We start from the raw sequence: 16,750 nt of genomic DNA on the forward strand, positions 1-16,750 counted from the left end.
GCGCGGGCCTGTGCGAGTTGTCGCTGCACCCCCACCGGGGACAGTTCGGCGTGCAGCGCCTCGGTCAACGTCTCGACGATCTGGTCGAGCCGGTCCACGGCCTCCCACGTGCGGGCCACCTGCCCGGGCAGGCCGGGGGCGTTGCGGTGGCGCATCCGGCTGTTGCGCGACGCGCGTTGGCAGGCGCCGTCGTTGTCCCGGCAGTAGCGAAACGGCCGACCGGCGCCGACACGCTGCGCCACCGGCCGTCCACAGTGGGCACACGGACGGGTCTCGGCGGGGGTGAGCTGCGCGTCCATCGAGGGCGAAGTCTAGTGCCGGCCGTTCAGATGGTGGCCCGGGCCGTCGCGTCCAGGGTGTAGCGGCGTTGCAGCAGCAGCGCCGCGAGCATCGCCACCGCCGGCAGCAGGCCGAACCCGTAGCGGACCGCCGCGAGCGCCGCGTCCGGCTGCGTCGGCGACTCACCGGCCGTCGAGGCCACGAAACCGCCGATGGTCAGGCACAGGGCGTACGCGTACGGGCCCAGGGCTGCGCCGGTCGCCTCGGTGGCCGTCCACACCCCGGTGTAGGTGCCCGCGCCGGTCGCGCCGGTGTCGGCGGCGCTGGTGTCGGCGGCGCGGATCACGTCGGGCAGCATCGAGAACGGCAGCAGCTGCATGCCGGCGAAGGCCACCCCGAGCACCGCCACGGCGCCGATGAGCACCGCCAGCCCGGCCGGGCGGCCCACCGCCAGCACCACCGAGCCGAGCGCGAACGCGCCCTGCGCGCCGAGCAGCGCCCGCTGCTTGCCGACGCGGCGGGCCAGCACCAGCCACCCCGGGGTGACCAGCAGCGCCGGGGCGACGAACGCGGCCACCAGCACCGTGGTCAGTCCGGGCGCGCGCAACTCGTACTCGGCGTAGTAGGGCACCCCGGCCAGCACCAGGTGGTTGGTGGTGGACATGGCCAGGTAGGCGGCGACGAGCCAGCGGAACTGCCGGTCGCGCAGCGCCGTGCGCAGCGCCCGCCACCCGCCGTGCCCCGCTGGGGCGGGGTCCGCCGCCCCGGCGCGCAGCCGGGCGATGCCGGCCACGCCGATCAGCATGGCGACCAGCATCCCGACGGCGAGGACCAGCCCCATCCGCTGGTATCCGGCGCGGGTCGCGGCGTCCCCGCCGGTGAGCAGCGGGGCCAGCAGCCCGGAGAGCAGGATGCCCAGGGTCAGCACGACCATCCGGAACGCCATCAGCCGGGTGCGTTCGTGGTAGCCGATCCGCAGGTCGGCCGGGGTGGACAGGTAGGGGACCTGGTAGGCGGCGAAGAGCAGGTTGCCGGCGACGAAGAACACCGCCACCCACCCGGCGGCCGACGCGCCGGTCAGGCCGCCGGGCACCGCGAACAGCGCGGCGAACACGACCGGCAACACGCAGCCGAGCAGCAGCAACCGCCGCCGGTCGCCCCGGCGGGCCTGTTCGACGTCGGCGCGGTGCCCGACCCAAGGGTGCAGCAGCACGTCGGCGATCTTCGGCAACAGCAGCGCGAGGCCGGCCAGCCACGGCCCGACGGCCAGCACGTCGGTCAGGAAGTAGAGCAGCAGCAGGCCGGGCACGGTCACCCAGACGCCCATGCCGATCGAGCCGGCGGCGAACCCCGCCAGGGGGCCACGGGGCAGCCGCGTGTCGGTGGCGGCCGCGGGCCGCCGGTCGAGCCCGGTCATCGCCGCTTCCTCTCCGCAATCCAACGGTTGCTGGATTCTAGGGGCAGAATGGCGGCCATGACCATGCCCCGCCGCCGTCCCGGTCGGCCCCGGCGCGACGAGACCCGACCGACGCGCGAGGTCGTGCTCAACGCGGCCACCGTGCTGTTCGCCGAACGTGGCTTCGACGCCGTCGGGCTGCGGGAGGTCGCCGCCGCCGCCGGCGTCGACGTGGCCACGGTCGCCCACCACACGGGTACGAAGGCAGCGCTCTACGACGCCTGCTTCGCGCGGGTGTTCGCCGCCGAACGGGAGGTGCTGACCGAGGTGGCCGAGCAGGCCCGCCGCGCGTTGGACGCCGGCCCGGACGCCGCGCGACGGGCCCTGCACGATCTGGTCGACGTCTTCGTCGACTTCCTCGAGGACCGGCCGGAGACCACCGCGTTGTGGCTGCGCCGCTGGCTGGAACCGCAGCGGCACGCCGACCTCGACCAGCGCTACGCCGAACCGCTGTACCGGCTGGTGGCGGAACTGCTCACCGCCGCCGCGTCGGCCGGCGCGCTGGCCGAGCCGACCCCGCACATCACCGTGCGCAGTCTGGTGTGGGCGACGCACGGGCACGTGGTGGCGCTGGCCGCCGGAGCGCCGGGCGCCCGGGAGCGGCGCGAGTTCCGGGTGTTCGTGCACCGCCTGCTGGACGGGCTGTACGGAACCCCGGCCCCTTGACGGGCCGCCACCACGCGACGATTATCCATCGGACGTTGGATTAGTGGGGGCGGCAATGGGCGTACCACCTCAGGTGGCGGTGATCGGCGCCGGCGCGGCCGGGCTGGCCGCCGTCAAGGCACTGCGCGACGCCGGCCGGCCGACGGTCTGCTTCGAGGCCACCGACCAGGTCGGCGGCCTGTGGGTGTACGGCGCGCCCGACTCGCCCGCGTACCGCACCCTGCACCTGAACACCAGCCGTGGCCGCACCGAGTTCGCCGACCACCCGATGCCCGGTGACTGGCCCGACTACCCCGACCACCGTCGCGTCGCCGGCTACCTGGCCGACTACGCCGACCGCTTCGGCCTGCACGACAGCATCCGCCTGCGACACACCGTCGAGCGGGTCACCCGGGATCCCGCCGGCCGGTGGACGGTGCGCGCGAGTGGACCGGACGGGCCCGTCGAGGTCACCGTCGACGCCGTCGTCGTCGCCAACGGCCACAACCGGGTGCCCCGGCTGCCCCACCCGCCGTACGCCGGCACCTGCACCGCCGAGCAGCTGCACAGCCACGACTACCGCGGCCCCGAGCAGTTGGCCGGCAAACGGGTCCTGGTCGTCGGAGGTGGCAACTCCGCGATGGACATCGCCGTCGACGCCTCGTACGCCGCCGGGCGCACCCTGCTGTCGCTGCGCCGCGGCGTCTGGGTGGTGCCCAAGTACCTGCTGGGCCGCCCCTCGGACACCCTCAACGGCGCGCTGGCCCGCCGGCTGCCGTGGCGACTGCGCCAGCGCATCAGTCAGACGATGCTCACCGCGACCGTCGGCAGCCCCACCCGCTACGGCCTGCCCGCGCCGACGCACGGCTTCCTGCAGGACCATCCGACGCTCTCCGACGGGCTGCTGTCCCGGCTCACCCACGGCGACATCGAGGCGCGGCCCGGCGTCGCCGCGCTCGACGGCGACCGGGTCGAGTTCACCGACGGGCGCAGCGACCACGTCGACCTGATCGTCTGGTGCACCGGTTACCGGGTGGAGATCCCGTTTCTCGACCCGGAACTGCTCGGCGGCGGCGCCGACACTGTGCCGCTGTACCGGCACGTGTTCCACCCCGACGCGCCCGGCCTGACGTTCGTTGGTCTGATGCAGTCCACCGGTTCCGCGTTCCCCCTGGTGGAGGCGCAGGCCAAACTGATCGCCGCGCAGCTCGCCGGCCGGTACGCGCTGCCCGAGCCGGCGCGGCAGCGCGCCGCCTGCCGGGCGGAGCTGCGCGCGGCGACGGCCCGCTGGGGCCAGCGCCGGCCGGCGATGCGGGTGGACTTCGACGCCTACCTGGCCGAGCTGACCCGGGAGCTGGCCTCGGGCGCCCGCCGCGCCCGCCCGAACGCGTCGACCGGTGCCGGGCGGTGACCGGTCTGACCGGCCGGCGGGTGCTGGTCACCGGGGCGAGCGGCACGTTCGGCCGGCACCTCGGCGCCGCCCTGCGCGCCGGCGGCGCCCGGGTCGTCGGGCTCGACCTGCACCCCGCCGACGACCCGCCGGTGCTCGGCTGCGACCTGACCGACCCGGCGGCCGTGCCCGCGGCGGTCCGGTCCGCGGTCGAGCGGCTCGGTGGGCTGGACCTGCTCATCAACAACGCCGGGGTCGGCGGCCCCGCGCCCGCCGAACTGCCGCCCGACGAGGTGGTCCGCCAGCAGCTGGAGGTCAACCTGCTCGCCGCCTGGCGGACCACCGCCGCCGCGCTGCCCCCGCTGGTCGCGGCACGCGGGCGGGTGATCTTCGTGTCGAGCCGGATGGCGGTGCTGCCCCTGCCGCTCGCCGCCGCGTACGGAGTCAGCAAGCGGGCCCTGGTCGCGTACGCCGACGCGCTGCGCCACGAGGTGGGCACCCACGTCGGGGTGAGCGTCGTCTACCCGAGCATGGTCGCCTCCCCGATCCACGACAGCACCGCCGCGGCCGGCCTGTCCCTGCGCGGGGTGTCCCGCCCGGAACCCGTCGACGGGGTGGTCACGGCGATCCTGCGGGCCGCCACCGCCCGCCGCGCGCCCCGGGACGTGGCGACCACCCGGCGTGGACGACTGGAGATGGCGGTGGCCCGGCACGCGCCGGCGCTGGCCGACCGGATGGTGCGCCGTACCCTCGCCGCCCGGCTCACCGCCGGCGACCTGGACGCCGCACCGCTGGCCGCCGGGATGCTGCGTCGCCACCGGGGGCGGTGAGCGCCGGGTCAGGTCGCGGCGACCGGCCCGGCGGCCCTGCGCCACCGAACGGGACACCAGGTAGACCATGGTCGGGCCGGGCGTGAGCACCAGCCACCAACGCGATGCCCAGCAGCGCACCCGGACCCACCATCACGCGTCTCCCGTTCGATAGTCCCCACACCGACCGCAATCAGGATGAACATCCCGGTCCAGGTCCACCCGGCAGGCCGTGGCCCGCGGCCCAGCGTGCTCCGCTCGGGTGCGGTGAGAGCCCGGGACCTGCGGCGGGAATGGTCACCGTCGCGGGCGCGCTGACCCCTTGCGGGTACGCGTCGCCGGCCGGAGGTGGCGCGTTACGGTGGCCAGGGAGGTGCCGCACGGTGACCGAGGCATGGGAAGCGTCCGTGGAGGCGAAGATCCAGGACGCCGTGCAGCGCGGCGAGTTCGACAACCTGCCCGGCATGGGCAAGCCGATCCCCGGGCGCGGGATGCCGTACGACGAGGCGTGGTGGATCAAGAGCTTCCTGGAGCGCGAGGCACTGTCCAGCGACCTGCTGCTGCCCACCTCGCTGCAACTGCGCCGACGCGTCGAGCAGGTCCCCGACGAGGTCCGTGACCTGCCCACCGAACAGGCCGTCCGCGACTTCGTGGGGCAGCTGAACGCGCAGATCGTGGCGTGGCTGCGCTTTCCCGACGACGGACCCCGGGTGACGGTGCGTCCGGTGAACACCGAGGACGTGGTCCGCCGCTGGCGTGCCGAGCACACACCGCCCCGCACCGTCACCCCCACGACCGAGCCGGTGACCGCCGCCGCCGCGCGCCGGTCCCGCCGCACCTGGTGGCTGCCGTGGCGGCGCCGGCCGCGCTGAGCGGGCTGGCCGGTCGGGTACGCCACCGGCAGACTGTGCGGATGATGATCGAGCTGCGGGCGTCGGGCATCTCCGCGACGCCGGACCTCACCCTGCGACCGTGGCGAGACGATGATCTGCGGGCGCTGCTGGACGCGTACCGGGACCCGGTGCTGCGCCGGTGGACCTCGGTGCCGGTGACCAGCCTCGCCGAGGGACGACGGTGGCTTGACCGCGCGCGGCAGGACTGGGACGACGGCCGGCGGTACACCTTCGCCGTGCTCGAGGAGCAGACCGACGGGCCCCGGCTGGTGGCCAACGTGGTGCTCAAGGGGATCACGCCGCAGCGTCCGGTCCCGGAGGTCGGCTACTGGACGGCGTCGTGGGCACGTGGTCGCGGTGTCGCCCCGCGCGCGGTCACCGCACTGAGTCGCTGGGCGTTCGACCGGTTCCCCGACGTGGCGCGTCTGGACCTGCTGCACCAGGTGGACAATGTCGCGTCCTGCCGGGTGGCACAGAAGTCTGGCTTCGTGTTCCAGGAGCTCGTGCCGGCCCGGCCGCCCTTCCCGCTCGACGGTCACCGGCACACGCTCGACGCCGGTTAGCCGGGCGGCACGACACCTCCCCGCCGGCCGTCCGAACCCGCCGCGAACGGATCCGAACAGCTCCGAACGCCTGCTCGCCCGCCCGACGGCGCGAACGCGGTTACGGTCTGGGCCGAGCGCCCGGACGAGAGCCGGCGCGGGAGGAGACGGGGCGACGTGACCGAGCGCACCGCGACGTACGCCGAGGTGTTCGCGGTGCGCGAATACCGCCACCTGTTCGGGGCGTACCTGCTGTCCCTGGCCGGCGACCAGCTCACGGCCGTGACCGTGGCGTATCTCGTCTTCAGCGAAACCGGCTCGGCCGCACTGGCGGCGGCCGACTACGCCAGTTCCTATCTGGCCTGGCTCACGGGCGGACCGCTGCTGTCCGGTTCCCCGGGCGAAGCGTGATGATCGCGTGCGACTGTGGTCGCGCGGCGCTCATCCCGCTGGCGGCGCTGCCGGACCTGCCCGCGCCGGCCCTGGTGGTGCTCCTCTTCGTGGTCAACCTGATGCGACCGCCGTTCGTGGCGGCGCGGGCGGCGCTGATGCCGGACGTGCTCGACGGCGACCGCTACGCGGTGGCCAACGGCGTGGACAACATCTGCGCCCAGGTCGTGCAGGTGGTCGGCTTCGCCGTCGGGGGGAGTCTGGTGGCGCTGCTGTCGCTGCGCGGTGCCCTGCTGGTGGACGCCGGCACGTTTCTGGTCTCGGCACTCCTGATCGGGATCGGCGTGCGGTCCCGACCCGCGCCTCGGCCATCGTCGAGCCCGACCGGCCACGGCCGGGCGGACGGTCTACGGGTGATCTTCGCTGATTCCCGGCTGCGGTCCTACGTTCTCGTCCTGTGGACGGCCAGCGCCTTCACCTACGCCGCCGAGGGGTCGATGGCACCGCTGGCCCGACAGTACGGCGGCGGCGCCGGCACCGTCGGACTGTTGCTGTCGGCGGCGCCGTTGGGGATGTCCCTCGGCGGGGTCGCGCTCACCCGGCTCTGTGCGCCGGCGGCCCGACCCCGGCTCATCCTGCCGCTGGCCGCGATGTCGGCCGGGGTACTGGCGCTGACCTGGCTCGTCCCTCCGCTGTGGATGATGCTCCTGCTGTTGGTGCTGGCCGGTGCCGCGAGCGCCTTCGCCATCCCCCTGAACGCGTTGTTCGGCCGGGCGGTGCCGACGCGGTACCGGGGACACGCCTTCGGGGTGGCCATCACCGGTCTCAGCGGGCTGCAGGGGACGGCGATGGTCCTGGCGGGTCTGGCCGCCGACCGTTGGCCGGCCACCACGGTGATCGGGTTCAGCGGACTGTCGGGCGCGGTGGCGGTCCTCGCGCTCGTGCCGCTGTGGCGGCGACCTGCCCACGCACCCGTGCCGTTCGAGTCCCCGGCCGTACAAGCCCGAACGACTCCGAACGCCGACACCCCTACCGCCGCGGCCGGGCGCGACCGACGCTGAGGTCACCTGGCGGGCACGGGGGCCGTCACCGAGGGGAGAGGGGAAGGGCATGCGCAGCGTTCGCAACCGTGGCATCAGCTGGACCTGACCGTGACGCTCTAGCGTGGGTGGTCGCCCGGGGGGAGGCGACCACCCACCCCCTCGCCGCCGGTGCGTGTCAGTCCACCGCGGCCCGCCAGGTCCAGGATGTGCGCCTCGCCCGGCCGGGCAGTTCGCCGCGGCCGGTCATCCAGAGCAGCACCTCGGGAGCCGCCCCGGCCGGAGCGTCCGGGAAGAGTCTCCGCAGCACCAGCGCGCTCAGCCGCTGCGGCGGCTGCCAGGGCACGTCGAGGCCGAGGGTGATGTCGTGGGTGTGCAGCAGGGTCTCGGCCACACCCATCGCGGCGAACCCGGCCGGGTCGCAGGGGCCGTAGTGCCAGGCCCGCACGTCCGGTCCGGCGGCGTCGACGGCGACGGCGAGCAGACCAGCGCAGGCCCGCACCACGGCGAGGGTCTGCGCCGGGCTCGCGGCGGGGGAGACCCGCAGGTCGTACGGCAGGTAGCTGTCATCCGGGCGGCCGGTGACCTGGCCCGCGTACGCGAGGAGGTCGTGCGCGACGTGCGCGGCGGTGGTCCAGCAGCTCCACGTCAGCGTGCCGGCGGGCACGGACCAGTCTCGTTCGCGGTGCGGCATCAGCGTCCGGGTCATCTCGTCGGCCGCCGCGAGCAGGTCGGCGCCGATCACCGCTGCCACCCGCCAACTCGCGAGGTGGCACCGGTACGCGTCGGGAACGCTGTGCTGGGCAGGACAGATCGAAGCATGCGAGAATCCTCCCTCGTACCTGGGGGAGGTCAGCAGAGTGTTGCCCAACCTGCTGGTGGACACGACGGTGTTGCCGCCCGCGGAGAGGTTCGACTTCTGGTACGCCCTGGTCGCTCGGGAGACGGCGCCGGCGCACATCACCAGCGCCCACCTGGACAACTTCGTCGGGTACGCCCGGGCCATCGATCTCGGCCGGATCCGGCTGACGTCGTTGCGGTACCCGTCGCTGGATTCGACTCGACCCTCGCAGCTGGTCCGCCGAGCCGAGGCCGACGTGTATCAGCTGGCGCTGCCGCTGACGGGGCGCAGTGTGCTGACCCAGGACCGCAACGAGTCCGCTCTGGAGGCCGTCACCCACTTCACGCTTCTGGACACCGCCCGGCCCCACATCGCCCGGCACAGCGCCGACGGTCCCGGACTCGCCGCGACGATCACCGTGCAGATACCGCGCGCGGCGCTGCCCGTCGCGCCGGACCGGCTGCGCCGACTGCTGGCCGTGCCGATGCCGGCGCACCTCGGCGTCGGCGGGCTGTTGGCTCACCACCTGCGCAGCATCGCGGCGCATCCGGAGCAGTACCAGCCGCCCGAGGCCGAGGCCCTGGGCCGGGTGGCTCTGGACCTGCTCACTGCCGTCCTCGCTCAGCAGCTCGACATCGAGGGCACCCTGTCGCCGCAGACCCGGCAGGCCGCGCTGCGAGCCCGCGTCGTCGACTTCATCGACCGCCATCTTGGCAGTGACGAGCTCAGCCCTCGGAGCATCGCCGCCGCCCACCACATCTCGCTGCGGTCGCTGCACCGTCTCTTCGAAGGGGAGTCGGCGACGGCCGCCGAACTCATCCGCGCCAAGCGGCTGGAGCGGTGCCGGCGTGATCTCGGCAATCCGCTGCTCCGGCAACTGCTGCTGGCCCTACCGGCGTCGGTGCTGATCGCGTACGCCTTTGCCGCTGGCGGGCTGGCCGTCACGACGTACCTGCGCGACTTCCCCGACTTCCAGTACATCCAGCTCGTCATGCTGCCGATGTACCTGTTCGCGACGACGTTCTACCCCCTGTCGGTCTATCCGGCGGCGGTGCAGCCCCTGATCCGGGCGCTGCCGCTCTACCACAGCATCGAGCTGGTCCGGGAGCCCGCGTTGGGCCACCTCGGCTGGGACCTGCTGATCCCGGTGGTCTACCTCGTCGCGTTCGGCTCGATCGCCACGTACGTCGCCACCCGCCGGATGACCCGGGCGATGCTGCGCTGACCTGCCTCGGTCCGCGGGCGCGCCCAGCTCAGCGCCGGCGCGCCCGCGGTCGGCCTGCCCTACCTCCGCAGGTCGGTCGGGTCGTCCACCCGGAAGTCGCGGATGGCGGTGCGGATCGCCTCGCCGTACGGGTCGTCCGGCAGATGCCCGAGATGCTCGCGCGCCCGGGACAGGTGCTCGATGGCGAGTGCGGTGTTGCCCAGACGCCGGTGGCAGTCGGCCAGGTTGAGGTGCAGAGACGGCAGGAACGCCTGGACCCGGAGCGAGGACAGCTGGTGCTGAGCCCGTTCGTCGGTCAGGTCGGACGCGGCCGCCAGGGCACGCTCGTCCCAGCTCAACTCCGCTTCGGTGCTGTCCTGCAGGTCGGCGAGGTAGTGGGCGAGGGTGCAGCGGTGCAAGGCGTCGCCGTCGGCACCGATCTCGTCCCACAGGGCGGTGAGGGTGTCCCGGGCGAGGGCCTTCTGCCCCGATCGGCCGAGCTGCACCGCCGCACCGATGCGGGTCATGGTCGGGTCTGATGTCGGCTCGTTCATGCCGCCGATGTTCGGGCCTCGACCAGGTCGACGGTCAACCGAGGGACGTACCGCCGGGACGCCTCAGGCGTGGGCGACGATGGCCTTCAGCACCGAGCGGGCGGATGCCGGCCGGTGACCGATGAGGGTTTCCAACGTCGGGTCCGTCACGGCGAACTCTCCGCGTCGCGCCGCGCGGTACATGCCGAGGGTGAAGTCGGCTGCCGCCGCGGGCATGCCACGGACGACGGCGGCAGCCTTCCACTCCTCGTCGTCGAGGACCACTCGGGTGATGGCGCGTCCGGTGATCTCGGTGAGGATGCCCGCCACCGCTGCGAGGTCGAGCATCTCCGGTGCGGTCAGCGCAGCCGTGACCCCGTCGAGGACGTCCTCGGTGAGGGCGATGGCTGCGGCCTCGGCCAGGTCGGCGTGCGCGGTCCAGGAGACCGGGCCGTCCGACGGCGCCACCAACTGTCCGGTTTCGAGTGCTCCTGCGATGGAGAGGCTCAGGGTGTTGGCGTAGAACCCGTTGCGGAGGGCGGTGAAGGGCACCCCGAGACCGGCCAGGTGCTCCTCGGTCGCGGCGTGCGTGAGCTGGGCGGGGAAGAGTGAGTCTCTGGAGGCGGCCTGGTGACTGGTGTACAGGATCCGCTTGGCGCCCGCGGCGTGGGCGGCGTCGATGGCGGCGCGGTTCGCGGCGACCGCGCCGCTGCCACGGATGGAGGCGGACACGACGAGGACCTTGTCGGCTCCGTCGAAGGCGTGCGTCAGCGTGCTCGGGTCGGTGAAGTCTCCCGCACGTACCCGCACGCCGCGTTCGGCCAGGCCGGCGGCCTTGCCGACATCGCGCACGCTCACACCCACCTCGCTGGCGGGTACCCGTTCGAGTAGCCGGTCGACGATCTGGGATCCGAGCTGACCAGTGGCACCGGTGACGACGATCATGACGCACTCCCTGCTGTTATCGGCGATACAGCTAGAACGTTAGCACCGATAATTCGTGGATAACAAGATGCTGTTAGCATTGGTTCATGGCCACGGCGCAGGACACCGCATCCCGGGACGACGTCCGGTCCGGCATCATCGCGGCAGCCACCCGGCTGCTGCGCGACAAGGGCGCGAACGCGGTGACGACGCGCGCCGTCGCCGAGGCGGCGGGCGTGCAGGCGCCGACCATCTACCGGTTGTTCGGTGACAAGGACGGCCTCATCGACGCCGTCGCCGAGCACGTCATGTCCACCTACGTCAGCAGCAAGTCGGCCGTGGCGGAAGCCGCGGACGGCGACCCGGTGGCGGATCTGCGCTCCGGGTGGCGGACGCACCTGGAGTTCGGGTTGGCAAACCCCGAGCTGTACGCGCTCATCGCTACGCGAGGACGCGGCGCGCCCTCGCCGGCGGTCGTCGCGGGCATGGCGGTGCTCCGTGCCCGCGTACGACGACTCGCCGCGGCCGGCCTGCTCCGCGTCGACGAGCAGCGCGCGCTCATGATGATCCACGCCGCGGGCAACGGAACCATCCTCGCCCTCCTGGGCATGCCCGCCGACCAGCGCGATCCCGGTCTCGGTGACGCTATGTTCGATGCCGTGCTCGGCGGCGTCCTGGCGACCGCTCCGGCGACACCCGACACGAGCACGAACGCGATCGCGGTGACCTTCGCGACGGTGGTGCCCGACCTGCCGGGGCTCAGCGACGCCGAACGCGCGCTGATGGCCGAGTGGCTCGGCCGATCGCTGACCCGCCCGTAGCCCGCCCCGGGGCTGGCTGCCGTGCAGAAGAGTTGCCGGGATGGTGTCGTGTTCGGGCACAGCCGTTCGTGGACCTGGTGTGTGGCGGCCGGTCGGGCCGCCGCGTGCGAGGAGTTGGCAAGGCCCTCGTCCGGGGACTGAGAGGAGACGACGGTGACGGAGTACCTGATCACTTTCAACGACGAGTGGGTGCCCCCGCACACGGCGGAGGAACTCCGCGAAAAGGGCGTGGCCAGCAGGGCGGTGATCGCGGAGATGCGAGCCGAGGGTGTCCTGATCTTCACCAACGGCGCGCTCGACCGGTCGACCGCGCTCTGCAGTGTCGAGTCGGTGGACGGCAAGCCCGTCTTCATCGACGGCCCGTACGTCGAAACCAAGGAGCACCTCGGCGGCTTTGCCGTGGTGGACGTGCCCGACGACGCGGCGGCGCGGTACTGGGCCGGCAGGATCGCGACCGCGCTCGACTGGCCGCAGGAGGTTCACCGGTTCCCCCGTCCCGGGCACAAGTGAGCGCGGCGGGCGACGTCCGGGCGGGAGCCCCGATCGGCCCCATCGTCGAGCAGGCGATCAGCCGCGCCCACCGAGAGGAGTGGGCGCGGCTGGTCGCCCGCCTCGCGCGCCGCTTCGGTGACCTCGACGTCACCGAGGAGGCGACGGCCGAGGCGTTCGCGGCGGCCGCGGAGCGGTGGCCCGCGATGGGCGTACCCCCCAATCCTGGCGGGTGGCTCGCCACCACCGCGATCCGCAAGGCGATCGATCGGCTCCGCCGCGAGTCGCAGCGCGACGCCAAGCACCGGGCGGCACAGATCGTGTACGACGACAGCCCTCCCGGGACGACCGGTCCGGTCGAGGATGACCGGCTCCGGCTGGTCTTCATCTGCTGCCACCCCGCGCTCGCGCTGGAGGCTCGGGTGGCGCTCACCCTGCGTCTGCTCGGCGGTCTCACCGTTGCCGAGATCGCCCGCGCCTTCCTGGTGCAGGAGACGACGATGGCGCGACGGATCACCCGCGCCAAGGCAAAGATCACGGCGGCCCGCATTCCCTACCGGGTGCCCCGGGCCGACGACATCCACGAGCGACTCGCCGGCGTGCTCGCGGTCGTCTACCTCGTCTTCAATGAGGGCTATCTCGCCAGTGCCGGCGGCGAAGCGGTGCGTGTCGACCTGACCGACGAGGCGATCCGGCTCGGCCGCCTGCTCCGCACTCTCCTCCCGGGCGACGGTGAGGTGACCGGCCTGCTCGCCCTGATGCTCCTCACGGACGCCCGGCGGCCGGCGCGGGTGTCCCGTACCGGGGAGTTGGTGACCCTCGACGAACAGGACCGCGGGGCCTGGGACCGGGCCCTCATCGCCGAGGGCAGAGCACTGATCCGCGAGCGGGTCGAGGCGGTGGCGGCCGGCGGTGACCCGCCCGGGCGCTACCAGCTGCAGGCCGCGATCACCACGGTCCACATGGACGCTCCCTGCGCCCGTGACACCGACTGGTCCACGATCGTCGCGCTCTACGGCCGCCTGGTGCTGCTCGACCCCTCGCCGATCGTGCGGCTCAACCGGGCGGTGGCGGTCGCCGAGGTCGACGGCCCGACAGTCGGGCTCGCCGAGATCGACCGGCTCGCCGAGGCCCTCGCCGGCTACCACGCGTATCACGCCGCGCGCGCCGACCTGTTGCGGCGACTCGGGCGCAGCGGTGACTCGCGAGCGGCGTACGACCAGGCCATCGACCTGGCCGCCAACCCCGCCGAGCGGGCCTACCTCACCCGCCGCCGCGACCAGCTCGCCGGCTGACCTCCAGGCCAGGTGATCGGGGCTGCACCGTCGAGGTGCCCCTGCGGTTGCGGGACCTGGCTGGAGGTCCCCGAGACCCTGGGTGGGGAAAACCCGATGCCGGTTGTCGAAGCGGGGTGGTAGAAAGCCGCGGTGGAAAGGTCTCTGGAGTTCGCCGACCTGTTGCGGCTGATGGACGACCGATCGACCGCGTTCCGGGCGGCGGTCGCCGCAGCACCCAGCCTCGACGTACGGGTGCCGACCTGCCCTGAGTGGACGTTGTTCGACCTGGTGCAGCACCTGGGCGAGGGGCGCCGCAGGTGGGCCGCCATCGTGGCCGCAGGGCCCGCCGACGCTCCGCCGGCCTGGTCGGCCCCGATGGCGCCCCGGGAGCGTGACGCCCTGCTGGCCTGGTTCGCCGCGTCGACGGAGGAGCTGCTGAACGCGCTGCGGGAGGCCGGCCCGGATCGTGGTTGCTGGACGTGGTGGGGTTCGTCGCAGTCACCGCAGACGACTGGTGCCGTCGCCCGGCACCAGCTTCAGCAGGTCGCCGTGCACACCTACGACGCCCAGGTCGCCGTGGGTGCCCCGCAGCCGCTGCCGGACGAGGTGGCCCTCGACGGTGTCGACGAGTTCGTGACCACCTGCGTCGCAACGACGTCCGCGTGGCCGCACAAGCCCGCGGTCGTCGACTACCACGCCACCGAGGGCCGCTCCTGGCGGCTCTGGTTCTCCGCCGACGGCGCCCGGGCCGCCCGCCTCCCCACGCCGGTCGCCGCCGAGGGCCCGGAGGTGGCCTATGTCTCCGCCCGGGGCACGGCCAATGAGCTGGTCATGTTCTGCTACGGCCGCATGCCGATGGACTCGCTGCAACTCGACGGCGACCGGCGCGTCTTCGACCAGCTGATCGCCTGGGAGCCGGAGGATTAGGACGCGGCCCGGTACGTGGTAGGCCGCTATCAGGGGCGACCTTCCGGCGACGAGCTCGCGATGCGCGGTGCTGCGTCGACGGTCCCGTCTGGTCCAGCGACGTGACCCCGACCTCGGTGACGAGGACGTGGCGCGCTCCTCGGTCAACTCCTGAGGAAGCTGTCGCTTCTCGTTCGAGGTGGCGAGGATGAGTCGGTCTGACCTGCGGTTCGCCATTCGGGTGTGGTGTGGTCACTGGTCATTGTCTCTCACTTGAAGTGGCGGATTTCCGGAAAGGGTGTGCTTGTGGCGTGGCTGGCGAAGTGCTGTTGCCAGAATTCGGTGCGAAGCTCCAGATGCTTGTGACGCAGTTGGTTGATCCATCCCGGCAGCGGGCGGCGTATGCGGTGGTTGCGGTTGGGCGAGTTGTGGAGCAGGTATGCGCTGGTCAGCCAGTCGGCGAAGGTGGCCGGCTGGTTCATCCGCTGGGCGACGTGGCGGAAGAAGCGGTCCATGTCGGAGTCGCGGTGGACCATGGCGACGTGGCGGAAGAAGCGGTCCATGTCGGAGTCGCGGTGGACCATGGCGACGTGGCGGCGCCAGTTGAGGTCACTGAGTACTTCTGCGAGGGCGACGGCTTCGGGAAAGACCAGCAACGGGGTGGGGTTGTAGGGGCCGTGGCCGATGCCGAGGGCGTCCGCCCGGGTCTGCCATCGGTCGTGGAGGGGGCGGGCACGGTATTTGCTGTGTCTGGCCCAGTCCATGGCGATCCAGGTGGCTTGGCGTAGTTGGATGTGGGTCCAATGATGGTCGCGGTTGGCTGCCCGGAGCTGGCTGTAACGCCGGTGAGCGGTGACGATCTCTGGGGTGTTGCTGAGGTTGACCTGTCGGGGGATTCCCGCTGTTGCGGGATCGAGCCAGCGGCGGTGGCGCTGACAGAGCTGCGGGAAGAGCAACCTGTGGACCCGGATCGTGGGTTTGCCGGGGATCCGGGCGACGCAGTGATCGCAGTGGTTGAGCAGGTCATGGCCTTTGTAGAGCCAGATCGTGGGGTTGTCCTCTGGTGTAGCGGAGATGCGGTGCAGGTTCGTCAGCGCGGCGCGGAGTTGTTCGGATGACCGCCCGGTGACGGTCTCCAATCGGCGCAGTGCGAGTTCGTTGAGGCTGACTTCGTAGTCTCGGTCCAGCGCGAACCGGGTGACCGCGGCATTGGGACGGCCGAGCGCCCGCAGTAGAAGGGTGGGCCGGTCGAGATCGTTGGCGTGGGCCAGGCGGAAGACGTAGGACAGCACTGTTTCGCCGAGGACCGGACGGACTCGGATCGGCAGCTGGTGGACGGGCATTTGCCAGAGCTTCACCGCGCCTCCGATCGCCGGCGTTGGCGAGGCGGGGTGAACTGGGTTTGAGCGGCGACGTCGAGGATGACCGCGTCGAGATGGGCTTTGGTGATCTTCTCGGTGCCGTCGGCGATGGCGTCGTTGGCGGCTTCGTGGATGAGCTGGTCGAGGCTGCCGATCATGCCGCCGGTGCGGTCGTGCAGGTAGCTGGCCTGCTCAACCAGGGCTCCGGGTTGATGCTGGTGCAGCCGTAACGGCCCGTCCGTAGTTTCCAGACCGAAAACAACGCCAAGCGCTACTACCGGCCGCCCAGACCTCGGTGGAATCCCATGCGGCCGGCCTGCCTGGCGGTAGCGTGGGCCCGCCGCCGTGCCTCAGCGGGGATCGCCGCAACCGCCTCCAGGGCTGCACGGATGTCTGCATCACCCTGGGCTGCACGCCCTGTGGCGCTCTCGTAGTCAGCCAGCAGCCCGCGTACGAGGTCAGCCAGCAGGGTGATACGCGGGTCCCGGAGCGGCTCGGGCGGCACCTCTCGATAGCTAGCCCGGAACAGGTCTCCGTCCACGTCGACCTGATCCCCTTCACCGGTGCACCACTCGCGCGTATCCGGGTCCTGCCTGACCGGCTGCAAAGTCACGACCAGGGAGTCTGCCGATCCGGTCCAAACCCGGTAGCACTCGCCACCGGGCGCGCGCCACACCGTCGAGCCCATCTATCCATGCTCCCACGGAATGACGATCTCGGGCTCGAACCGTTCGCGCGAAGGCCCATCTTGGCGTTGCTTTTGGTCTGGAAGCTACTTCCGCCGCGTATTCGATCTGATGCGAATACAAGACAGTCTGCGTACGGCCTGCGGCCGAGGTTTGCGCTGCTGGCCGCATGAGTAGCGGTTTCGCCGACTGTAGACCTCGTGAATGCTCTCCTTGCCGCGAGGGTTGCAGATGCACTCGTCCTGACCTGCGCGTTTGACAGGC

Annotated in this window: 18 protein-coding genes and 1 pseudogene; 13 read left to right on the forward strand and 6 right to left on the reverse strand. The window is 72.3% G+C overall.

Features of this window, described 5'->3' with window-relative positions:
• Both F8271_RS22270 and F8271_RS22275 read right to left on the reverse strand, forming a co-directional pair.
• A pseudogene (locus F8271_RS22270) lies at positions 1-299 on the reverse strand (hypothetical protein); the annotation flags it as partial.
• Between the two features lie 26 nt (positions 300-325).
• Positions 326-1,696, reverse strand: a complete 1,371-nt coding sequence (locus F8271_RS22275) for an MFS transporter (RefSeq protein WP_151491766.1) — start codon at positions 1,694-1,696, stop codon at positions 326-328.
• 57 nt (positions 1,697-1,753) lie between these two features.
• Here F8271_RS22275 and F8271_RS22280 point away from each other — a divergent pair, with 57 nt between their 5' ends.
• From F8271_RS22280 to F8271_RS22315, 7 genes are all read left to right on the forward strand, one after another.
• Entirely contained in the window at positions 1,754-2,401 is a 648-nt protein-coding gene (locus F8271_RS22280) for a TetR/AcrR family transcriptional regulator (protein WP_225854690.1), read from the forward strand.
• Between the two features lie 55 nt (positions 2,402-2,456).
• On the forward strand, positions 2,457-3,791 hold the full coding sequence (locus tag F8271_RS22285; protein ID WP_151491767.1) for an NAD(P)/FAD-dependent oxidoreductase: 1,335 nt from the start codon (positions 2,457-2,459) through the stop codon (positions 3,789-3,791).
• Positions 3,788-4,600: an SDR family oxidoreductase gene (locus F8271_RS22290; RefSeq protein WP_151491768.1), complete on the forward strand. Its 813-nt coding sequence runs from the start codon at positions 3,788-3,790 to the stop codon at positions 4,598-4,600. The genes F8271_RS22285 and F8271_RS22290 overlap by 4 nt, the downstream gene beginning before the upstream one ends.
• A 362-nt stretch (positions 4,601-4,962) precedes the next feature.
• Positions 4,963-5,451, forward strand: coding sequence for a DUF1992 domain-containing protein (locus F8271_RS22300; protein WP_151491769.1), 489 nt, complete (start codon positions 4,963-4,965; stop codon positions 5,449-5,451).
• Positions 5,430-6,035 carry a GNAT family N-acetyltransferase gene (locus F8271_RS22305; protein ID WP_225854691.1) on the forward strand — a complete coding sequence of 202 codons (606 nt, stop codon included), beginning with the start codon at positions 5,430-5,432 and terminating at the stop codon, positions 6,033-6,035. Before F8271_RS22300 ends, F8271_RS22305 begins: the two co-directional genes overlap by 22 nt.
• 156 nt (positions 6,036-6,191) lie before the next feature.
• Entirely contained in the window at positions 6,192-6,425 is a 234-nt protein-coding gene (locus tag F8271_RS22310; RefSeq protein ID WP_151491770.1) for a hypothetical protein, read from the forward strand.
• A complete protein-coding gene (locus F8271_RS22315) occupies positions 6,425-7,465 on the forward strand; it encodes an MFS transporter (RefSeq protein WP_151491771.1) in 1,041 nt (346 codons plus the stop codon). The genes F8271_RS22310 and F8271_RS22315 overlap by 1 nt, the downstream gene beginning before the upstream one ends.
• A gap of 157 nt (positions 7,466-7,622) precedes the next feature.
• On the opposite strand, the gene F8271_RS22320 is transcribed toward F8271_RS22315, so the two are convergent.
• Positions 7,623-8,198 (reverse strand): maleylpyruvate isomerase N-terminal domain-containing protein, encoded by a 576-nt coding sequence (locus tag F8271_RS22320; RefSeq protein ID WP_225854692.1) that lies wholly within the window; start codon positions 8,196-8,198, stop codon positions 7,623-7,625.
• Between the two features lie 106 nt (positions 8,199-8,304).
• Between F8271_RS22320 and F8271_RS22325 the strand changes: the two genes are divergently transcribed.
• Positions 8,305-9,510 (forward strand): ABC transporter permease, encoded by a 1,206-nt coding sequence (locus F8271_RS22325; RefSeq protein WP_192580405.1) that lies wholly within the window; start codon positions 8,305-8,307, stop codon positions 9,508-9,510.
• 59 nt (positions 9,511-9,569) lie between these two features.
• Here F8271_RS22325 and F8271_RS22330 read toward each other — a convergent pair whose 3' ends face one another.
• Both F8271_RS22330 and F8271_RS22335 read right to left on the reverse strand, forming a co-directional pair.
• The gene (locus tag F8271_RS22330; RefSeq protein WP_151491774.1) at positions 9,570-10,043 is read right to left on the reverse strand and encodes a hypothetical protein; all 474 of its coding nucleotides are present in this window, start codon (positions 10,041-10,043) and stop codon (positions 9,570-9,572) included.
• A 63-nt stretch (positions 10,044-10,106) separates the two neighbouring features.
• Positions 10,107-10,967: an NmrA family NAD(P)-binding protein gene (locus tag F8271_RS22335; RefSeq protein WP_151491775.1), complete on the reverse strand. Its 861-nt coding sequence runs from the start codon at positions 10,965-10,967 to the stop codon at positions 10,107-10,109.
• Positions 10,968-11,053: 86 nt separating this feature from the next.
• Here F8271_RS22335 and F8271_RS22340 point away from each other — a divergent pair, with 86 nt between their 5' ends.
• From F8271_RS22340 to F8271_RS22355, 4 genes are all read left to right on the forward strand, one after another.
• Positions 11,054-11,767: a TetR/AcrR family transcriptional regulator gene (locus tag F8271_RS22340; protein ID WP_151491776.1), complete on the forward strand. Its 714-nt coding sequence runs from the start codon at positions 11,054-11,056 to the stop codon at positions 11,765-11,767.
• 153 nt (positions 11,768-11,920) lie between these two features.
• Entirely contained in the window at positions 11,921-12,277 is a 357-nt protein-coding gene (locus F8271_RS22345) for a YciI family protein (protein WP_151491777.1), read from the forward strand.
• Positions 12,278-12,318: 41 nt separating this feature from the next.
• Positions 12,319-13,551, forward strand: a complete 1,233-nt coding sequence (locus F8271_RS22350; RefSeq protein WP_151491781.1) for an RNA polymerase sigma factor — start codon at positions 12,319-12,321, stop codon at positions 13,549-13,551.
• Positions 13,552-13,683: 132 nt separating this feature from the next.
• Positions 13,684-14,460, forward strand: a complete 777-nt coding sequence (locus F8271_RS22355) for a maleylpyruvate isomerase family mycothiol-dependent enzyme (protein ID WP_151491778.1) — start codon at positions 13,684-13,686, stop codon at positions 14,458-14,460.
• Between the two features lie 248 nt (positions 14,461-14,708).
• Here the strand turns inward: F8271_RS22355 and F8271_RS22360 are convergent, their stop codons facing one another.
• A complete protein-coding gene (locus F8271_RS22360; RefSeq protein ID WP_225854694.1) occupies positions 14,709-15,797 on the reverse strand; it encodes a TniQ family protein in 1,089 nt (362 codons plus the stop codon).
• Positions 15,798-15,841: 44 nt separating this feature from the next.
• On the opposite strand from F8271_RS22360, the gene F8271_RS32525 reads away from it, so the two are divergent.
• On the forward strand, positions 15,842-16,030 hold the full coding sequence (locus tag F8271_RS32525; protein ID WP_192580406.1) for a hypothetical protein: 189 nt from the start codon (positions 15,842-15,844) through the stop codon (positions 16,028-16,030).
• Positions 16,031-16,750 lie beyond the last annotated feature (720 nt).

The sequence above is a fragment of the Micromonospora sp. ALFpr18c genome (assembly GCF_008868155.1).
Lineage (GTDB): Bacteria > Actinomycetota > Actinomycetes > Mycobacteriales > Micromonosporaceae > Micromonospora.